We start from the raw sequence: 18,235 nt of genomic DNA, 5'->3' as shown, positions 1-18,235 counted from the left end.
CTCGGATGCGGCGTCGGTGCGACGTCCGGGAGCTGTTCGGGGCGGGCCGGGAGGCTGTCAGGCGACGGTGACCCGTCCGGTGATGGTGGCCGGTCCGGTCAGCAGCACGGTGCTGTCCTCGGCCAGGGGGTCGGCGCCCACGTGCACCCCGATCTCCCCGCCGGGCACGAGCAGCCGGTAGTCCTCAGGGGCGCCCGGGCCGGTCCATGCGTGCAGGGCGACGGCGACGGCGCAGCAGCCCGTTCCGCAGGAGAGCGTCTCCCCCACCCCGCGCTCCAGGACGCGCATGCGGGCGATGCCGACCGGCACCTGGGTGCCGGGGTCGGTCTCCTCCCCCAGCGGCACGACCAGCTCGAGGTTGGTCCCGGCCTCGGGGAGGGGGTCGTAGACGACCGGGGCGGCGGAGTCGGTGAGCCCGGCGAAGAGGGCCGCCTCGAGCTCGCTCTCCTCGCCCAGGGCGACGACGGTGTGGGGGTTGGGCATCTCGACGCTCAGTGCGGCGCGCTCGCCCGTCAGTCCGGGGACGACGACGGTCGTGTCCCAGCCCTCGTCCTGAGCCTGGCGGGGGCGGGTGAGGCGGGCCGGCCCCATGTCCACGGTCCACAGGTCCCCCAGGCGGGTGATGGTGCGCGCCCCGCCGCGCGTGCCGATCGTGACGGACTCGCCGTCGGCGATGGGACGCAGCCCCTCACTGTCCAGGACGTGGACGAACAGGCGGGTGGCATTGCCGCACATCTCGGCCACGGAGCCGTCGGCGTTGTAGTAGTCCATGAACCACTCAGCCTCGGGCACGGCCGCGGCGAAGGCCCCGGCTCCGGGCAGGGCGGTGGTTCGCACGACGCGCACGAAACCGTCGGCGCCGATGCCGCGGTGGCGGTCGCAGACCGCTGCGATGTCGGCGCCGCTGACGGCGACCTCGCAGCTGGGATCGACCAGCATGAGGAAGTCGTTGAGGGTCGCGTGGCCCTTGATGAGCTCACGACCACGAAGACCTGTCGAGTGCGGCATGGCCCCTAGCCTAAGCGACGCCGTGGGATGCGAGAACGTGCTCCCATGCCTGCCTGGTCACCCGGGAGCGCTCAGCGTCGGTGCAGTGCCCGTCCTCGGTGAGGGCGACGTCGACCCAGTGCACTCGCGGGTCGCGGCGGAACCACTTGATCTGGCGGGAGGCGAGCTGGCGGGTGGCCAGGGCGGTGGAGGCGATGGCCTCGGGCACGCTCATGGTCCCGTCGATAACCGCGAGCGCCTGGGCGTAGCCGATGGCGCGCGGGGCGGTCCGCCCCTGCCTGAGACCCTGGTCGATGAGGGCCTCGGCCTCCTCCACCAGGCCGCGCTCGAACATGGCGCGGGCGCGGGCGTTGATGCGGGTGTCCAGGAGCCGGCGCTCGCAGCGCAGGGCGATGTGGACGGTGGGGACCACGTCCTCGTAGCGCGGCAGGGAGGCGGAGAAGGGACGTCCGGTGATCTCGATGACCTCCAGGGCCCGCACGATCCGGCGGGTGTTGGAGGCCTCGATCCGATTGGCCGCGACGGGGTCGAGCCGGGCGAGCTCGGTGTGGAGGGAGGCGGTGCCCTCCTGCTCGGCGCGCCGGGTCAGGCAAGTGCGCACGTCCGGGTCGGTGCCGGGGAAGTCGAGTCCGTCGGTCAGGGCGCGCACGTAGAGGCCGGAGCCTCCGGCGATGATCGTCAGGTGCCCTCGGGACTCGACGGCGTCGATGTCGCTGCGGGCCGAGCGCTGGAAGGCGGCCACACTGGCTGTGTCCCTGACGGTGAGGACGTCGATCTGGTGGTGGGGGACGCGGGCGCGCTCGGCCGGGCCGGGCTTGGCGGTGCCGATGTCCATGCCCCGGTAGAGCAGTGAGGCGTCGGCGTTGATGATCTCGGCTCGCCGGGCCGGGCCGCTGGCCCGCATCTGATCGGCAAGATTGAGGGCGAGGTCGGACTTGCCGGTGGCGGTGGGGCCCACCACGGCGACTCGCGGGAACCGGGGGGTGCTCTGGGCCGTGGGGCTCACGGCGCTCAGATCTCCGGAAGGAGGGGACCCACGAGGCTGAGCGCCTGGGTGCAGGCGGACAGCGCCGTGTCGAGGTGGAGGCGCAGCTGGGCGTCGGTGACCCCGGCGGACAGGTCGGTGAGGTAGGTGGCCCGCACCAGCGGTCCGATGGGGGTGTCGACGACGCCGACGGTGGGGAAGAACTTGTCCCGGTTCCAGTCGTTGACACTGGCGGCGATCTCGTCGCGCTGGGAGGCGGGGGCCGCCTCCTCCCAGTCCCCGGAGACCAGGAGCCAGCCGTCGTGGCCCTCGGGGATCTCGATGACGAAGGGGAAGGAGTCCCAGGTGCCCAGGAGGCAGGGGTGCTCGCGGTCGTCGGCCAGCTGGACGTTGTACTCCATGGGGCCGGTGAGCATGGACTCGATCCTTGCCAGGGTGAGCGCCTCGGTCGTCTCATCGGTCGGCTCCGGCCCTTGAGCGCGGTCGAGGACGTCGCCTCCCCCGGAGGGGCGCTCGTCCGAGCGAGGCGATCCGCTCGACCAGGTGCGCGAGACGTCGGAGATCTGCGCCGAGACGCTCGCCCGGGCCGTCCCCGTTGACCGATCCGACGGGGCGACGGAGTCGGCGGAGTCGTGTGAGTCCGCCGAACCCGCAGAGCCCGCGGAGTCCCCGGGGAGCGGCGAGTCCGATGAGGTGGCCGGGGGCTCGTCCCGGTGAGTCTGTCGGCTGCCGTACTGGTCGCCGGACTGGCCGCTCGTCGGGCTCGTCTGACGGTTGCCCGGTCTGCCTTGCCGGTCGCTGCGCTGATGGTCCAGTGCCCGCACGTCCCACTCCTTGCCCAGGAGCCGTGCGATGAAGTCGGTGAGGCGTTGCAGTCGCGGCATCAGGGCTCCAGGCTTCCGCGCAGCTCGTCGGGGAACTGCTCCTCGGCCTCGTGCATGAGGGCGACGATGAGCCGGCATCCGCCGAAGACGAAGTCCTCGAGCTGCCGGTCCGTCATCCCCGCCTCGAGGGGGTAGGTGTACTCGCCGTGAAGACGCACCACGCCGCCGTCGGCGACGGTGAGGTAGGCCTTGGGGCCGATGCGGGTGGTGTTCCAGTCCTCGACCAGGGCGCGCAGCTGGGTCAGGTGCTCGGTGTCGGCGATGCGGTGCCAGATGCCGCGCATCTGAACCGCTCGGGTGTCCTGGAAGATGGCGTGGACGGTGACGTAGCGCCACGGGATGCCGATGTCGCCCTCGTCGTCGATGAAGTAGCGCAGCCCCAGGCGCTTGACGCACTCGTGGATACGGTCGACGTCCACGGGCCTGGGGACCGTGGCGGCGGCAGCAGAGCTGGCGTCAGAGGCGGGCATGCTTCCCAGCCTAGCGGGGCGAGCGGCCTGCTCCCCACCGCAGCCCGGTCCGCTCCACCGTCAGCGCAATGCCGACCGGCCGGCGGGCTGCTGATCGTCCTTCAGGAGACCGGTTGCGTCGCCGAGGCCCGGGACTGCTCGGCGATGGCGTCGACGGCGTCGTTGAAGGCGTTCGAGGTCTTGGAGGCTCCGGCCAGGGCCTGGACGTGGGCGTCCTCGATGCTGTGGCCGACGACGGCCCCGTTGATCGCGTCGACGAAGTTCTGGATGTGCTCCTTGGAGGTGTCGGTCGAGGCGTGACCGGTGACGGTGACGCCCGTGATGACCCCGCCGGACAGGGTGAGGCTGACGTCGAGGGAGTCGTCCTCGATGAGGTCGTCCACGGGCCCGTACGCCTCGGAGGCCGAGAAGGTCCCGTCCGCGTAGGGCCCGGCGGTCGGGGAGGCGACGGGAGCGGAGGCGGGGCCGGTGGATCTGCTGGAGGGCCCGGCGGTCGGGTTGGCGGTCTGCTCGCGCCCGGCGTAGTCGCCCTGGGAGGGGGTCACGTCCCCTCCCCCGCAGCCGGTCAGCGGGCCGGTGGAGGCCAGAAGCACCCCGGCCACGGCCAGGGCCCGGCTACCGGCCCGGCCACCACCGTCATGGTGTCGCGGACGTGAAGGCGTCTGGGGGCTCACTGCTGCTCCTTCGGCTCGGGTGCGTTGGCGGCATCGGGGCTCTGCGTGCTCGTGGTCTCAGTGGTCTCATCAGTGGTGTCAGTACCGGCCGCACCGCTGTCATCAGTCCCCGATGAGCCCTCGTCGAAGTCGAGCATGGTGCTGGTGCGAGGGCCCTGACCGCCGTCGGACAGCTTCTCCCCCACGAGGCGGCCGTGGTTGAGCAGGATCTGGCGCTGCCCGCAGGAGGCGACGTGGGAGTCGTGGGTGACGACGATGAGCGTGGTCCCCTGCTGGTGCAGGCGCGAGAAGATGTCCAGGACCAGCTGCTCGTTGGTCTCGTCCAGGTTCCCGGTGGGCTCGTCCGCCAGGACGATCTCGGGGTGGTTGATGAGGGCCCGGGCGATGCACACGCGCTGCTGCTCGCCTCCGGAGAGCTGGGAGGGCAGGTGGTGGGCGCGGTCGGCCAGCCCCACGTTCTCCAGCGCCTCGAGCGCCTCCTTCTCATCGGTCATCGAGTGGTAGTACTGGGCCACCATGACGTTCTCCACCGCGGTGAGGTGACCGATGAGGTGGAACTGCTGGAAGACCAGGCCGATGACGTTCTTGCGGATGTCGGTGAGCTGGGCGGCGTTGAGGCTGCCCAGCTCACGGCCGTCCAGCTTGACCGACCCCTTCGTGGGGGTGTCCATGCAGCCGATGATGTTCATCAGCGTGGTCTTGCCCGATCCCGAGGATCCGACCACGGAGAGCCACTGGCCGCGTGGCACCTCCAGGCTGAGGTCGTCCAGGGCGTGCAGCTCGCCGTAGATCTTGGACACGTGGGACAGCTCGAGCAGCATGTCATTCCTCCCTGAGGACGAGAGCGGGATCGATGCGCGAGGCTCGACGCACCGGGGAGTAGGAGGCCGCCACGGCCACCACCGACGTCAGCGCCACCGAGGCGATCGCGAGCGGCCAGTTGAACGGCAGGGTGGTCTCGAACACGCCGCGGCACACGGCGACGGCCAGACCGTACCCGACGGCGGTGCCCAGTACGCCGCCGATGGCTCCCAGGACGGCGGCCTCGGAGTAGAACTCGGCGGCGATGGAGCGTCCCGAGGCCCCCAGGGCCTTGCGCAGGCCGATCTCGTTGCGCCTCTCCGAGACGATGACGGTCATGGTGGTGGACACGCCAACCAGCGTCAGTCCCAGGACGACGGCGGAGACCACCCAGAACAGGGTGTTGAGCATCGTGATGATCCGGGTGTCGCCGGAGGTGATCTTCGAGACGGGCTCGGCCTGGAGCTGGCCACCACCGGAGGACTCCACGGCGGCGACCACGTCGTCCATCGTCGTCGACGAGGTGTCGACGGACATCTCGACGACGTCGTAGCCGACCGATGACGTCCCGGTGAGCTGGTCGACGTCGGCCGAGGTCGCGTAGACGATGTCGTCCTCCTGGCCCCCGGTGTCGACGATTCCGGCAACCTGCCACTGGGCGGTGCCCTGAGCGCTCTCGGTGACTGCCGGGTCGCCGGACCCGCCTGAGCTTCCGGAGCCGCCCGCCTGACCGGCGGAGCCCGTGGAGTCGGCCTGCCCACCGTGCCCGGAGTGCCCGCCGTGGCCGGAATGACCGGAATGACCGGATTGGCCGGAGCCGCCGGTGTGATCAGCGCCCTCGCCCGTGCCGGTGGTGGAGGCGCCGGCACCGGAGGTGGCGTTCTGGTGGGAGTTGTCCAGGGAGAGGTTGTCGCTGGAGAGGTACTCGGCGGTGACGGTTGAGCCCACCTTGAGGGAGGCGGCCTCGGCGACGTCCTTGCCCACCAGGACCTGCCCCTGGCTCGGCCATGACCCCTCCAGCGACCAGTGCCCGTTGAGGCGGCGCACGTCGTCGACGTTGATGCCGGCGAGCAGGTAGGGCGAGCGGTTGATACGGACCGTCTCGTAGCGGTAGTCGGCCTGCCGCAGCCGGCCCGTCTCGGTGCCGGCGGCCTGGGCGGCGGCCCGGACGGCGGCCTGGGCCGACTGCTCGGTGATGCGAGGGGTGGTCGCCTCGGCCGAGACGGGTACGACGATGAGGTTGGCACCGAACTGACGCATCTGGGCGGTCATCTGGGCCGGTACCGCCAGGCAGACCGCGGCCAGGCAGAACAGCGTCGCGGCTCCCACGGTGGAGGAGAGCACGGCGGCCAGGGCCCGGCTCCGGCGCCGGAACGTGGCACCGGCCAGCATCGTGAGGAACATGCGGCGGTTCGTCATGGACCTGCCGCCTCGGCGGGGGGACTCCTTGGGCACCTGCCTCACCTCCGGTGCAGGGCGATGGCCGGCTGGATCCTGAGGATCGAGCGCATGGACGAGGCGGTTGCGGCCAGCAGGACCGCGGAGACGAGGACGGCGACCAGCACGTAGACCATGGGACGCATGGTGATGCCGGAGTGGAAGACGACTCTGCCGATGAGCTGGGCCAGCCCGGAGCCCACCGCGGCCCCGATGGCCAGCCCGATCACCCCGATCACGGCGCTCTCGGCCAGGATGAGCCGGTTGATGGAGGCCGACGAGGCCCCCACCGCCTTGAGGAGGGCGAACTCGCCGGTGCGCTCCACCAGGGAGGCGGTGGTCAGGGAGGCCACGGCCAGAGCCGCGGCCACCAGGCTCAGCGCGGTCATGAGGATCATGAGGACCTGCGTCTTGGACAGCACGTTGCCCTCCACCGCGGCGACCTGACGGACCGGCTTGGCCACGGCGCCGGTGACGACCTCCTCGATCTGGTAGGAGATGGAGGAGGCGTAGGCCGTGCAGTACCAGGTCTCCCACTCGGCGGTGGACAGGGCCGCCGGGTTGGCGGCGGCCTTGCGGGACAGGTCGTTCTCGGGGGTGGTCAGTGCCTTGACCTCGATCTCGTCGACCTGGCCCTCGTGCCCGGTGACCTGCTGGATGCCGGCCAGCGGCGCGTAGAAGGTCTGGTCGTCCTTGTCCCCGGAGGTGTAGATCCCGGTGACGGTGAGGCTCTCCTCGCCCTGGGGCCCGGTGACCGTGATCGTGTCCCCCCGGGAGACGCCCAGGCGCTTCGCCAGCTTGGTGCCGACCACCGCCTCGGCGGCGTCGTCGGCGGGCCAGGAGCCCTCCATCTTCCACCACGAGCGCATGGTGGACACCCCCAGGGTGGTGGACTCCCCGGTGGAGAGCTTGACGTCCTTGTTGAACCAGGCGCCGGCGGCCAGGACGTCGGTCCCCTCCGAGCCCCCCTGACCGCTGCCGGAGCCCTTGACCTTGACGGCACCCGACAGCCTGGGGGTGAGGTCGACGATGTTGTAGGCCCAGAAGATCGTCTTGATGTTGGTGACCTCCTTCTCGTCGAGGAAGGAGGCCGCCTCCTTGTCCTTGCTCGTCTCGTAGAGGTTGTCGACCACGGCGCCGGCGCGGGGCTGGACCACGATGTTGGAGCCGTAGTTGGTCAGCTCGGCGTTGAGCTTGTCGCCCACGTCGAGGACGACGCCGAGCATGGACACGGAGATGGAGGCGCACAGAGCCACGGTCAGGGCGATCAGTGAGCGGCGGCGCAGCTGGCGCAGGAAGGAACGGCGAAGCAGCCGGATGAAGAACATCTCAGGACTCCTTTCCGTGCTTGGGGCGGACGGATGACGGGCGGATGGGGCTCACCGCTTGAACACCTTCACGGAGTCCTCCAGCAGGGTCGTGGCGATGGTCAGGTCCCCGCCGTCGACCTCGAAGTCCACCGGGATCGGGTTGCATCCTCCCTTGAACCCGATGGTGGCCGGGTTGATGGCGACGTCGCAGCGTTTGCAGATGACCTTGCCGTCCTTCTCGTAGTAGCCCGACGGCCCGCAGTTCTCGCAGGCGTCCAGCCCCACTCCGTAGGCCCCGCCGTTCTTGAGGATCGCGATGAACCGCACCTCGGTCCCCTCAGAGCCGGCGTAGGCGTAGCGGTGAAGGTGGCCGTCGGCCAGGCCCGACAGCGGAACCCGGGCGAGCCCGGCGCCCTGGTCGAGGGTGTAGGGCTCGGGCTCGGAGAGCTGAGGCACCTCGTTGACCTTGGCCAGGGCGACGGTGCGGGTCAGGACCAGCGCACTGAAGCCGAGCGCGGAGGCCAGCACCCACCGGCGGCTGCGACGTCGATCGGCCCTGCGGGAGCGCAGGACGGCCGGGTTGGGCTGGTCCGGCAGACGCCGCAGGCTGGTGACGAACAGCCCGGCCAGGGGGACCAGGAAGACCGCGGCGGCGAGGAACAGGATCATGGTCTGCATGTTGTTGGTCGCCCACACCACCAGACGGAACGCCTCCAGGGGCAGCACGATGCGGTGCGTGGCGTGCAGCAGGCGCATCAGGGTCAGGATGTCGGCCCCGGTCATGACGACGGTGAAACCGAGCACCGCCAGGTTGGTGACGCGCCGCGGGAGCCCCTTGCAGGCGCGCACGTAGATGAAGGCCAGCACGGCCACAGCGCACCACCCTCCCAGAAAGCCGAGCACGCGCAGGAGCATCTCGGAGGAGAAGGTGGCCTCCCCGGGGGCGATGAAGGCGGAGAGCTGGAGAATGGTGTCCGGGGTCGCCCGGAAGAAGGCCAGTGCCAGAACCAGGCAGGCCACCGTGTTGGCCACCGGTGAGAATCGTCCCTCGTAGCCCCAGGCGGGTCTGACCACCAGCACGGCCAGCACCATGAGCAGCAGGACGTCGGCGACCACCAGGGCGCTCGCGGCGGGCAGGTTGACCGCGGTGCGCGAGGTCAGGAAGGCAGTGGCTCGAAGCGTGGCGAAGACCCCCGCACCGGCCAGCCCGACGCCGGTTGCGGCGAACCTGGCACGACTGGCTCTGGGCCATCCGTTGACGATCTGCGGCGTGAGACTCACCGCCAGCGCGGCGAGGAGCAGGAAAGGCATGGCCATGCCCCCGACCACGGAGACGAACCGTTCCAGCATGTCGCTGAGCTCCTTCTTCCTTGAGTCATTCACGGGGCCGACGACGGTCGGCGGCCCCGTGTCGCCCGACGCGATCAGGACTCGGGATCAGGACTCGGCATCCTGGCCCGATCACGTTGCGGATGGGCGACGCGAGGCGCACCGACCACGTCGTCGGCCCGTGCGTGCGTGTCAGCCGTCACCACTCCTGGGGAGTGTACTGCCAGTCCCAGCTCAGCTCGATGGGGGTCGTCCAGAAGCGACCTTCAACGCCGGTCTCCTTGTCGACGTGGAGCATCCAGCCGTTCTCGGCAGGGCTGTGGATCTTGAGCGTGAGCTGGTAGTTGCCGGCGTCCGGCAGGGCGATGTTGGCGCCGTAGTGGGGGCCGTCAGAGGCGTTCATCTGCATGAAGGTCCCGCTGGTGGCCTCCTGACCGGTGTCCTTGTTGGTGATGGAGTAGTCGATGGTCAGCCCGGGAACGAAGTCCCCCTTGCCGTATCCCAGGGTGTTGCCCTCGAGCCCGGTGACGTCGGCCTCGAGGTGGAAGGAGGAGTCAGCGGCCTTGAGCCCCATTCCCTGGGGCTCCATGTCGATGGGCTGGAAGTAGACCACCGAGACGTTGATCTGCTTCTCGGCCTCCTTGTCCTCACCGACGGGGTACTCCTCGAAGCCCTTGCCCTTGGCGTCGTCGGCGGCCGAGGCGGTGGAAGAGGCCTTGGAGTCGGAGCCACCACTGGAGGAGCAGGCGGTCAGCCCCAGGGTGCCGGCCAGGACGATTGCTCCGATGGCGCTGGCGATCTTGAGTGTACGCATGGGATTCCTTTGCTGTGTTGCGGCTGCTGAGCAGCGATGTGGTTGCGGTGTTGCGGGTTACGGAGATGATGTCGGCGGGGATATCAACGGCGATATCCATGCGCCCTTTCAGGGAGGTCACTCGGCACTGGAGTCTTCGGCTACCTCCTCAGCCGGCTCATGGCTCACGGCGTCGGCCTCCTGGGTCAGCCGGCGCTCCTGCTCGGCCCGGCGTCGCCTCACGGTGGAGATGATCCCGAGAACGACGACGATGACGGCGATCAGCACCTGGAACACGAGCGTCTCGCGGTAGGGATAGATGCCCAGGAAGTCGTAGGTGGGCCAGCCCGCCACGTAGGTGCCCGAGACGACGTCGCCCTCAATGAGTGCGTGGAGACCGCCGCCGGCGAAGATGACCACCAGGATCGCCATGAGCACGCTGGTGATCGCGAAGAAGGGGCGCAGCGGGATCCTGACGCTGGTGTAGCGGATGACCAGGAAGACCACCACCAGAACCACCATCCCGGCCGCGAATCCCTGCCAGATGGAGGCCCCGCCGGAGCGGTCCATGGTAAGCAGGGCCTGGTAGAACATCACCGTCTCGGCGCCCTCGCGGAAGACCGCCAGGAAGGACAGGGAGGCCAGGGCCCACACGCCCCCGTTGGACACGGAGGCCTCGGTCTTGTCCTTGATGTAGGCGTTCCAGGAGCTCACCGAGGACTTCGAGAGCATCCAGTTGGAGGTGAACAGAAGCATCACCATGGCCGTGAGCGCCACGACCCCCTCGAGGATCTCCTGGTGGGAGGAGGCGGAGTTGAAGAGCACGGCGAACAGGACCGCGACGATGCCCGAGGCGACCAGTCCCAGGACGAGCCCCAGGTAGACCAGCCTGACCCTGTCCTTGAGACCCGCCTTGATGAGGTAGGCGATGACGGCGGCGACCACGAGGATCGCCTCGAGTCCCTCGCGCAGCAGGATGAGGAAGGCCTGGCCGAAGGATCCGGTGAAGAAGGCCCGCACCGGATTCACCTTGCCCCCACTGGCATCAAGGGTGCCGGCGTCCTGGGTGATCATGTCCTTGAGGTGCTCGGCCTGCGTCGTCGCGCTCGAGTCCTTCGCGATCATGGCCTTGCGAACCACCTTGAACTGGTTCTCCACCTCGGAGACACGGTCACCGGAGATGACCGCCATGACGGTCTTCTCAAAACCGAGCTTCTCGTAGTAGCCGTAGTAGGCCTTGTTGACCAGCTCAGCCCCGCCCTGCCCGTCGCCGGACTGCGTCTTCTTGATGGCCTGGTCGATGAGACCATTCATCTCGGAGGCGACCTGGGCCCAGCTGCGCTCACCGCGCCCCTCGTTGACATTGGTCTTCTTGGCGTCGAGCTGGGCGCGTTCGGTGGCCGTGGTCGCCGCCTGCTGGGCGGCGTAGTCACGAGGACCGGGAAGATCGGCCATGCCGTCGAGCTGGGTGGCGTCGGCGGCGATGTCCGCGGAAAGCGACGTGGCCTGGTTGGACAGGGACTCCCCGTTGCCGGCGGCGTAGGCCAGCTGTCTCAAGGAGTCGAACTGCGTCTTATGATCCGTGGTCCTCTGGGCACCAATGCGGTCCGTGATGACACGTGAGAGGTTGGAGGCCACGTAGGTCGTGTTGTAGGCGCGTTGGACACCTGCTGCGGCACCGGAGGTGTTCCCGTTGTTGTACTGGGTGACGGCTGCCTGAAGCTCACTGTCGACGGCAGCAGCGGCGGCGGTCCACGTGTCGTAGTCGGTGGCGGACTCGGCCGCCTGAGCCCGCGGGGCCAGGGCGGACAGGAGAGGAACGACGATCAGGACCATGGTCATCAACGCGAGTGCGGCGCGGGCCGCATACGAGCCGGCGTTCTGGTGCGGAGGCGCTGCCTGACAATGGCGCATACGAGTTGTCCTTTGCACAGCTGGGAACTGATGGTCGTAGCTTGCGCTAACACGCCGATGACAGTCATTGGTATCGGCGCCCTTGCTACTCAGCCTAGGCTCCCCTAACCCTTATCGTCAAAGCCGATGATCCATTTCTGACAGATCGTCAGGTCGAGTCCTGTAAGGGCTCTGATATTTTCACGCACGACACCACAGGAACAGGCGCTACATTCACGCTACATTCATGGACCGGCCGGTTCCACGTGTCGAGAAAGGAGAGCAACGGCCGATGTGCTTGCCGCTCTCACCAGGCTCCTCAACGCTCCGTCCCATGGAGCACTGGTCCTTCCCCGCCACCGGTACGAGCTGGTCGGTCCGCACTCCACGACAGCTCCAGCCGGAGGCGAGAGCGGCCATCAGAGGCTATGCGGAGGACTTTGAGGCCGTCTGGTCGCGGTTTCGCCCGTCCTCCCTGGTGCGTCGCATCGCCGACGGCGCCCTGGGCCGGGGGCCGATCACGGTGGAGCTCCCCACCGCCGACTCGGCCATGCTCGATCTCTACGACCGCCTCTACAGCGCTACACGCGGACGCATCGACCCCCTGGCCGGGACCGACCTGGTGGAGCTGGGCTACGACCCTGAGCTGAGCTTCACGGTGAGGCAGGGCGCAGCCGAGCGCATCGGGGCGCTGCACGGTCGGGACGCCTGGGCCGACGTCGTCCAGCACGCCGGCAACCGGCTCACCGTGTCGCATCCGGTGCTGCTGGACGTGGGCGCCGTGGGCAAGGGCTTTCTGGCCGACAGGATCGGTGAGATCCTCCTGTCCCACGGGGTCGAGGAGTTCATCGTCGACGGCTCCGGAGACCTGCTCATCCGCAGCCAGGAGCCGGTTCGCGTGGGGCTGGAGCAGCCGGGCCGGGAGGGTCACGTCATCGGCACCGTGGAGGTGTCTCACGGCGCCGTGTGCGGCTCGAGCCCGCACCGGCGGTCCTGGGGCGAGGGGCTGCACCACATCCTTGACGCCCTCACCGGTCTTCCGGTCGAGGACGTGGCGGCGACCTGGGTGGTAGCGGGGTCCTGCGCCGTCGCCGACGGCCTGGCCACGGCCCTGTTCTGCACCGATCCGGCTCTCATGGCCCAGAGCTTCCGCTTCGAGTGCGCCATCCTCTCGCGCCGGGGTCAGGCGTCGGTCTCCCGAGGCTTCTACGACCTTCCCGGCCGGATCTTCACGGCGTGAGCCAGCAGCCCCCGGGCGCTGACAGGTCCGACGACGGCGGAACCGTCGCCGGACCCGAGGAGCGGCGCCCGGAGGTCCCCTAGGAGTCAGGGCCCGCCGGGCAACCGGCCGCTCAGAGCTGCTCGCCGACTCTCTGGGAGAACTCCACGAGGCGGTTGGAGAAGCCCCACTCGTTGTCGTACCAGCCGAAGACCTTCACCTGACCGTCGATCACCTCGGTCAACGGCGCATCGAAGATCGAGGAGTGCGGGTTGCCGACGATGTCCTGGGAGACGATCGGAGCCTCGGAGTACTGCAGGTAGCCGGCGAGCGGCCCCTGAGCGGCGGCCTCGCGGAAGACGGCGTTGACCTCCTCGACCGTCGTCGGACGGGACGTGACCACGGTGAGGTCGGTCACCGAGCCGACCGGGATCGGAACCCGCAGGGCGGCACCGGTCAGGCGCCCGTCGAGCTCGGGGATCACCAGACCGATGGCCCGAGCGGCTCCCGAGGACGTGGGAACGATGGAGGCGGCGGCCGCACGCGCTCGTCGCAGGTCCTTATGAGGCGCGTCGTGGAGCCGCTGATCCCCCGTGTAGGCGTGAATCGTCGTCATGAGACCGCTCTCGATCCCGAAGGCGCTATGGAGGACCTTGGCCAGCGGTGCCAGGGAGTTCGTGGTGCACGACCCGTTGGAGAACACGTCAGCGGCCGAGACGTCCAGCAGGTCATCGTTCACACCCAGGACGAAGGTGGGAACATCGCCCTTCGCGGGCGCGGAGACGATGACCTTCCTGGCGCCTCCCTTGAGGTGCTCAGCGGCCCTGTCCCGATCGGCGAAGAGTCCGGTGGACTCGATGACGACGTCAGCCCCGACCTCGCCCCAGGGAATCCTGGCAGGATCCGGCTCGGAGAGGACCCTGATGGTCCGTCCGGCGACCTCAAGGTCCTTGCCGTCGGTCGCGACGCCGTCGAGGTGCCCCGACACGGAGTCCCACTCCAGAAGCGTGGCCAGCGTTCCGGCGTCGGTGAGGTCGTTGACGGCGACGACCTCAACGTCCGCCCCGCTGGCCAGGGCGGCGCGCAGGTAGGTGCGTCCGATACGCCCGAAGCCGTTGATACCAATACGAATAGTCATGTTCCTTCTCCTTGTCGGGTGATGGTGCCGGCGAGCACCGACACCGAGGGTCAGAAGGAAGCGGACCGACCTTCGGCAGGGGCCGGGTCTGTCTCCCCGGTTACCGCACGAAGCAGCTCAAGAGCGCCCTGGCAGGCCGCGTCATACGGAGCCCGGTCCTGCTGGGCCATGGCCAGGACGTAACCGCCCTGGACGACGGCGACCATGGTGCTGGCCAGGCGGTCCGGGTCGACCCCTGGGGGCAGCTGCCCCCGCGATACAGCCGCGTCGATGACGGCGACCAGCATCTCGTGAAGCCGTTTAAAGGCATCGGCAACCGGTTGACGAAGGCCCTCATCGGCTACCACCGCCCTGTCCTGGGCCATGCGACCAACTCGGCATCCCTTGAGCGGGTCACGAGGGAGGTCAAGATAGGCTCCGAGAACCTCAATCGGGTCCTCATCACCATCAACACCGTCCTCAAGCACGGTCCTGCAGGAATCGAGCTGAGCCCGACAGTTGCGACGGAGAGCCGCCAGCCCGAGATCTCGTTTGGTCGGGAAGTAGTGGTACATGCTTCCCTGCCCGACACCGGAGAGCTCACGAACCTCCCGAGGGCTCGTGGCACTGTAGCCACGTTCCCACATCAGCTCGGCCATTGCCTCAACCAGCTTCTCTCTTGAGTCCACTCCAGAACTGTACATACCTCACCGGGACGAGACCCCGAACAGCACGTCTGCCGAATAGACCAGCTCCTTTCTGAACCTCACACCACCACTGTACATACCTCTAGGTACAGCTGACAAGGGCGGCGCCGCCCCTCAGTCGCTTCGCAGCGCAGTCTGTACAGGTTCTGAGCCGAGCCCGGTCAGGCAGGGGCCCCCACACGCAGGGTGGGCAGGCCCAGGCTCACCGGGGCGGTGTCGGGCTCGGGCGCGGCACAGGCCTCGGCCTGGCGGCGCTCCCAGGCGTCGCCGGCCCGCGTGCGCCGCACCTGGAACAGGGCGGGGCCGTCGTCGAGCCAGAGGCGGTCCCCGGGCCTGAGGGCCTCGTTGGCGGCCAGCGAGACCGCATCCAGCGCTCGCCCACAGCGGGCCGAGTCTGCGATGAGGTTGTGGGGCGCCCCGTGGGTGACGCGCACGCTGACCATGTCACCGGGACGCGGGGCCCCGCCGGCGTAGTCGTCCTCGGCCAGGTGCTCGGGCAGGGCGACGTGGACGAGCCGGTTGTCCGCGGCGCGCCCGGAGATGCGGGCGGTGGCCGAGTCGCGACGCCCCTCCCCCTCGGCGACGAGCACCTCGACGACGCGGCCCTCCTGCCTCTCGTTCTCCTCGCGGGTGATGCGGCGCACAAGCTCATCGAGCCGCCGGTAGCGGTCCTTGACGACCTCGAGCGGGACCTGGTCGTCACGGTCGGCGGCGGGGGTGCCCGGGCGCGGTGAGTACTCGAAGGTGTAGGCCGAGGCGAAGCGGGCCCGCTCGACGACGTCGAGCGTGGCCTGGAAGTCCTCCTCGGTCTCACCGGGGAAGCCCACGATGATGTCGGTGGTGATGGCGGCCTCGGGCATGACGTCGCGGACCTTGTCCAGGATGCCCAGGAATCGCTTGGTGCGGTAGGAGCGGCGCATGGCTCGCAGCACCCGGTCCGAACCGGACTGCAGGGGCATGTGAAGGCTCGGCATGACCGCCTCGGTGGCGGCCATCGCCTCGATGACGTCGTCGGTGAAGGCGGCCGGGTGGGGGCTGGTGAAGCGCACGCGCTCGATGCCCTCGACAGAGCCGGCCGCCCGCAGCAGCTTGGCGAAGGCGCCACGGTCACCGAAGCCCACGCCGTAGGAGTTGACGTTCTGACCCAGCAGGGTCACCTCGATGGCGCCCTGGGCGGCCACGGCCTCGACCTCGGCCAGGACCTCGCCGGGGCGGCGGTCGCGCTGCTTGCCGCGCAAAGAGGGCACGATGCAGAAGGTGCAGGTGTTGTTGCAGCCCACGGCGATGGAGACCCAGGCGGCGTAGGCGGACTCACGGCGGGTGGGCAGGGTGGAGGGGAAGACCTTGAGGGACTCCTCGAGCTCGACGGCGGCCGCCGAGTTGTGCCGGGCGCGCTCGAGCAGGGCGGGCAGCACGTCGAGGTTGTGGGTGCCGAAGACGACGTCGACCCAGGGAGCCCGCTCGACGATCCCCTCCCCCATCTGCTGGGCCAGGCATCCGGCCACGGCGATCTGCATGCCGGGTCGCTCGCGCTTGACGGCGGCGAGCTGGCCCAGGTTGCCGAAGAGCCTGGTGGCGGCGTTCTCTCGCACGGAGCAGGTGTTGATGATGACGACGTCGGCGCCGCCGTCACCGGCGTCGGTGGCACGGGCGGCGGCCTCGGGCACATCCTCAACGCGCATGTACCCGGCGCCCTCCAGCAGGCCCGCCATGTGCTCGGAGTCGTGGACGTTCATCTGGCAGCCCAGCGTGCGCACGTGGTACGTGCGAGGCAGGGCGCCGCGGGCGTCGATAGCGGGGGCGGTGGTGGCGAGCGTGGTCATCGCCGAGCAGTGTAGGTGGCGGCGGGGCCCCGCCCCAGTCATGACGGACCGTCGTGACCAGATGCACGCCGGCCGGGACGGGCCCCGCGCTCCCCCGGGCCGAGGGGACTGATCTCAGGACTTCTTGCGCGAGGCCATCTTGGCGTCATTGCGGGCGGCCTGGGCGAAGGCTGCGCCCGGGGCCGCCACCGAGCCGAAGGAGGCCAGGTCACGGCGGAAGACGACGGCGGCGAACCAGTCCATCATGATGCGCACCTTCCGGTTGAGGGTCGGCATGGCGTAGACGTGGTAGCCGCGGTGGGCGGTCCAGGCGGTGAAGCCGCGCAGGTTCTGCCCCATGATGCGGGCCACGCCCTTGCCGATCCCCAGGGAGGCCACGGTGCCCAGGTTCTCGTGGGCGTAGACGGCCAGCGGCTGCTGCCCCTGGCCACCGCGCCCGTCGCCTTCGGCCTGACCGGTCAGGGTGGCCACGAGGTTGTCGGCGAGGATGGCGGCCTGTCGCACGGCGTGCTGGGCGGTGGGGGCGCAGGTGGCCTGCGGGTCCTCACTGGTGACGTCGGGGACGGCGGCGCAGTCGCCGGCGGCCCAGGCCCCGGGCACGACGACGCCGTCGCGGGCGACCTGGAGGGTGGGCAGGGTGGTGACGCGGCCGCGCGCCTCAACGGGCAGGTCCGACTCGCTCAGGACGGGGGCGGCCTTGACACCGGCGGTCCACACGATGGTGTCGGCGTCGAACTCGGTGCCGTCGGACAGGACGACGTGACCGTCGACGCAGGAGCTGAGGAAGGTGTTGAGCCGGACGTCGATGCCGCGCTCGCGCAGCTGCTCCAGGCCGTAGCCGGAGAGCTCCTCGGTCAGCTCGGGCAGGATGCGGCGCGAGCCCTCGACCAGGATGAAGCGCACGTCCTCCTGCTCCACGGAGTCGACGGTGGCGACCAGGGCCCGGGCCATGTCCTCGAGCTCGGCGATGGCCTCGACCCCGGCGAAGCCGCCTCCGACGAAGACGAAGGTGAGCAGCCGGCGTCGACGCTCAGCGCTCCAGGTGGAGGCGGCGTCCTCGATGCGCGACAGGACACGGTTGCGCAGGGCGAGGGCCTCCTCGACCTGCTTGAAGCCGAGGGCCTGCTCGGCCAGGCCCGGGATCGGCAGGGTGCGGGCCTCGGCTCCCAGGGCCAGGACCAGGTGGTCGTAGCCGATCTGGTAGGGCCTGCCCTCCTCCTGGGTGGAGCCCGGAACCGGCGGAGCGATCGTCACCGTGCGCAAGGCGTGGTCGATGCCGGTGATGGAGCCGGTGATGATCGTGCACCCGGCCAGCGAGCGCCGGTGGGAGGCGATGACGTGGCGGGGCTGGATGGACCCGGCGGCGACCTCGGGCAGGAAGGGCTGGTAGGTCATGTAGGGGCGCGGGTCGATGATGGCGATCTCGACCTGATCGGTTCCCAGACGGGCCCGCAGAGCCCTGGCGGTGCAGAACCCGACGTACCCGCCGCCGGCGATGACGACGCGCGGCGGACGGGGCCTGCCGTCGGGAGCGGAGGCGGAGGGGACGCTGGGACGGGTCGGGCGGACGGCCAGGGCGAGTGCAGCGCCGGCGGCAAGAAGCCCGGCGGTGGACAGCGCGATGGTGGTGCGGCGGCTCATGCGCACAATCTAAGGGCACCCTTAGTCCAAAACCACGGTGGGACCTAGTTCCCAGACATGTTTCCCGTCACAGTACACGTCCGCGGTGCGCCCGTCGACAGTCAGCGCGGCAGTCAGTGCGACAGTCAGCGCGGAGGCGGCCCA

The 18,235-nt window shown here is 69.5% G+C and carries 16 protein-coding genes; 1 reads left to right on the top strand and 15 read right to left on the bottom strand.

Annotated elements, in window-relative coordinates:
- Positions 1-57: 57 nt before the first annotated feature.
- From dapF to EL340_RS01795, 11 genes are all read right to left on the bottom strand, one after another.
- Complete coding sequence (gene dapF, locus EL340_RS01845; protein ID WP_126413170.1) at positions 58-1,008, bottom strand: diaminopimelate epimerase; 951 nt, start codon at positions 1,006-1,008, stop codon at positions 58-60.
- Between the two features lie 10 nt (positions 1,009-1,018).
- On the bottom strand, positions 1,019-2,014 hold the full coding sequence (miaA, locus tag EL340_RS01840) for a tRNA (adenosine(37)-N6)-dimethylallyltransferase MiaA (protein ID WP_126413169.1): 996 nt from the start codon (positions 2,012-2,014) through the stop codon (positions 1,019-1,021).
- Positions 2,015-2,019: 5 nt separating this feature from the next.
- Positions 2,020-2,877, bottom strand: coding sequence for a type III secretion system chaperone family protein (locus tag EL340_RS01835; protein WP_126413168.1), 858 nt, complete (start codon positions 2,875-2,877; stop codon positions 2,020-2,022).
- Entirely contained in the window at positions 2,877-3,347 is a 471-nt protein-coding gene (locus EL340_RS01830) for a YbjN domain-containing protein (RefSeq protein WP_126413167.1), read from the bottom strand. The genes EL340_RS01835 and EL340_RS01830 overlap by 1 nt, the downstream gene beginning before the upstream one ends.
- A 101-nt stretch (positions 3,348-3,448) precedes the next feature.
- Positions 3,449-4,021 carry an FMN-binding protein gene (locus EL340_RS01825; protein ID WP_126413166.1) on the bottom strand — a complete coding sequence of 191 codons (573 nt, stop codon included), beginning with the start codon at positions 4,019-4,021 and terminating at the stop codon, positions 3,449-3,451.
- Complete coding sequence (locus EL340_RS01820; RefSeq protein WP_232023178.1) at positions 4,018-4,842, bottom strand: ABC transporter ATP-binding protein; 825 nt, start codon at positions 4,840-4,842, stop codon at positions 4,018-4,020. Before EL340_RS01820 ends, EL340_RS01825 begins: the two co-directional genes overlap by 4 nt.
- A 1-nt stretch (position 4,843) precedes the next feature.
- Entirely contained in the window at positions 4,844-6,277 is a 1,434-nt protein-coding gene (locus tag EL340_RS01815; RefSeq protein WP_197722333.1) for an ABC transporter permease, read from the bottom strand.
- A 5-nt stretch (positions 6,278-6,282) separates the two neighbouring features.
- Positions 6,283-7,587: an ABC transporter permease gene (locus EL340_RS01810; protein ID WP_126413165.1), complete on the bottom strand. Its 1,305-nt coding sequence runs from the start codon at positions 7,585-7,587 to the stop codon at positions 6,283-6,285.
- A gap of 51 nt (positions 7,588-7,638) precedes the next feature.
- Positions 7,639-8,919 carry a DUF2318 domain-containing protein gene (locus EL340_RS01805; protein WP_126413164.1) on the bottom strand — a complete coding sequence of 427 codons (1,281 nt, stop codon included), beginning with the start codon at positions 8,917-8,919 and terminating at the stop codon, positions 7,639-7,641.
- Positions 8,920-9,097: 178 nt separating this feature from the next.
- A complete protein-coding gene (locus EL340_RS01800; RefSeq protein ID WP_126413163.1) occupies positions 9,098-9,712 on the bottom strand; it encodes an iron transporter in 615 nt (204 codons plus the stop codon).
- A gap of 117 nt (positions 9,713-9,829) precedes the next feature.
- Positions 9,830-11,533 (bottom strand): FTR1 family iron permease, encoded by a 1,704-nt coding sequence (locus EL340_RS01795; RefSeq protein ID WP_232023177.1) that lies wholly within the window; start codon positions 11,531-11,533, stop codon positions 9,830-9,832.
- A 385-nt stretch (positions 11,534-11,918) separates the two neighbouring features.
- Here EL340_RS01795 and EL340_RS01790 point away from each other — a divergent pair, with 385 nt between their 5' ends.
- A complete protein-coding gene (locus EL340_RS01790) occupies positions 11,919-12,824 on the top strand; it encodes an FAD:protein FMN transferase (protein ID WP_232023176.1) in 906 nt (301 codons plus the stop codon).
- 112 nt (positions 12,825-12,936) lie between these two features.
- On the opposite strand, the gene gap is transcribed toward EL340_RS01790, so the two are convergent.
- The 4 genes from gap to EL340_RS01770 all read right to left on the bottom strand — a co-directional run bounded on the left by gap (position 12,937) and on the right by EL340_RS01770 (position 18,091).
- Positions 12,937-13,941 carry a type I glyceraldehyde-3-phosphate dehydrogenase gene (gene gap, locus EL340_RS01785; protein WP_126413160.1) on the bottom strand — a complete coding sequence of 335 codons (1,005 nt, stop codon included), beginning with the start codon at positions 13,939-13,941 and terminating at the stop codon, positions 12,937-12,939.
- A 50-nt stretch (positions 13,942-13,991) separates the two neighbouring features.
- The gene (locus tag EL340_RS15780; protein WP_331860821.1) at positions 13,992-14,567 is read right to left on the bottom strand and encodes a TetR/AcrR family transcriptional regulator; all 576 of its coding nucleotides are present in this window, start codon (positions 14,565-14,567) and stop codon (positions 13,992-13,994) included.
- Positions 14,568-14,788: 221 nt separating this feature from the next.
- Positions 14,789-16,450, bottom strand: coding sequence for a tRNA (N6-isopentenyl adenosine(37)-C2)-methylthiotransferase MiaB (gene miaB, locus EL340_RS01775; protein ID WP_126413158.1), 1,662 nt, complete (start codon positions 16,448-16,450; stop codon positions 14,789-14,791).
- A 114-nt stretch (positions 16,451-16,564) separates the two neighbouring features.
- Positions 16,565-18,091 (bottom strand): NAD(P)/FAD-dependent oxidoreductase, encoded by a 1,527-nt coding sequence (locus tag EL340_RS01770; protein ID WP_126413157.1) that lies wholly within the window; start codon positions 18,089-18,091, stop codon positions 16,565-16,567.
- Positions 18,092-18,235: the final 144 nt, after the last annotated feature.

The organism is Actinomyces viscosus (genome assembly GCF_900637975.1).
Classification (GTDB): domain Bacteria; phylum Actinomycetota; class Actinomycetes; order Actinomycetales; family Actinomycetaceae; genus Actinomyces; species Actinomyces viscosus.
The sequence above is the reverse complement of the archived record's forward strand: the minus strand, read 5'-3'. Positions and strand labels throughout refer to the sequence as shown.

Bases quoted from the DNA above. Each gene is read 5' to 3' on its own strand.
- dapF (WP_126413170.1), bottom strand. From the start codon at position 1,008: ATGCCGCACTCGACAGGTCTTCGTGGTCGTGAGCTCATCAAGGGCCAC.
- EL340_RS01835 (WP_126413168.1), bottom strand. From the start codon at position 2,877: ATGCCGCGACTGCAACGCCTCACCGACTTCATCGCACGGCTCCTGGGC.
- EL340_RS01830 (WP_126413167.1), bottom strand. From the start codon at position 3,347: ATGCCCGCCTCTGACGCCAGCTCTGCTGCCGCCGCCACGGTCCCCAGG.
- EL340_RS01820 (WP_232023178.1), bottom strand. From the start codon at position 4,842: ATGCTGCTCGAGCTGTCCCACGTGTCCAAGATCTACGGCGAGCTGCAC.
- EL340_RS01810 (WP_126413165.1), bottom strand. From the start codon at position 7,587: ATGTTCTTCATCCGGCTGCTTCGCCGTTCCTTCCTGCGCCAGCTGCGC.
- EL340_RS01805 (WP_126413164.1), bottom strand. From the start codon at position 8,919: ATGCTGGAACGGTTCGTCTCCGTGGTCGGGGGCATGGCCATGCCTTTC.
- EL340_RS01800 (WP_126413163.1), bottom strand. From the start codon at position 9,712: ATGCGTACACTCAAGATCGCCAGCGCCATCGGAGCAATCGTCCTGGCC.
- EL340_RS01795 (WP_232023177.1), bottom strand. From the start codon at position 11,533: ATGACCATGGTCCTGATCGTCGTTCCTCTCCTGTCCGCCCTGGCCCCG.
- EL340_RS01790 (WP_232023176.1), top strand. From the start codon at position 11,919: ATGGAGCACTGGTCCTTCCCCGCCACCGGTACGAGCTGGTCGGTCCGC.
- gap (WP_126413160.1), bottom strand. From the start codon at position 13,941: ATGACTATTCGTATTGGTATCAACGGCTTCGGGCGTATCGGACGCACC.
- EL340_RS15780 (WP_331860821.1), bottom strand. From the start codon at position 14,567: ATGTGGGAACGTGGCTACAGTGCCACGAGCCCTCGGGAGGTTCGTGAG.
- miaB (WP_126413158.1), bottom strand. From the start codon at position 16,450: ATGACCACGCTCGCCACCACCGCCCCCGCTATCGACGCCCGCGGCGCC.
- EL340_RS01770 (WP_126413157.1), bottom strand. From the start codon at position 18,091: ATGAGCCGCCGCACCACCATCGCGCTGTCCACCGCCGGGCTTCTTGCC.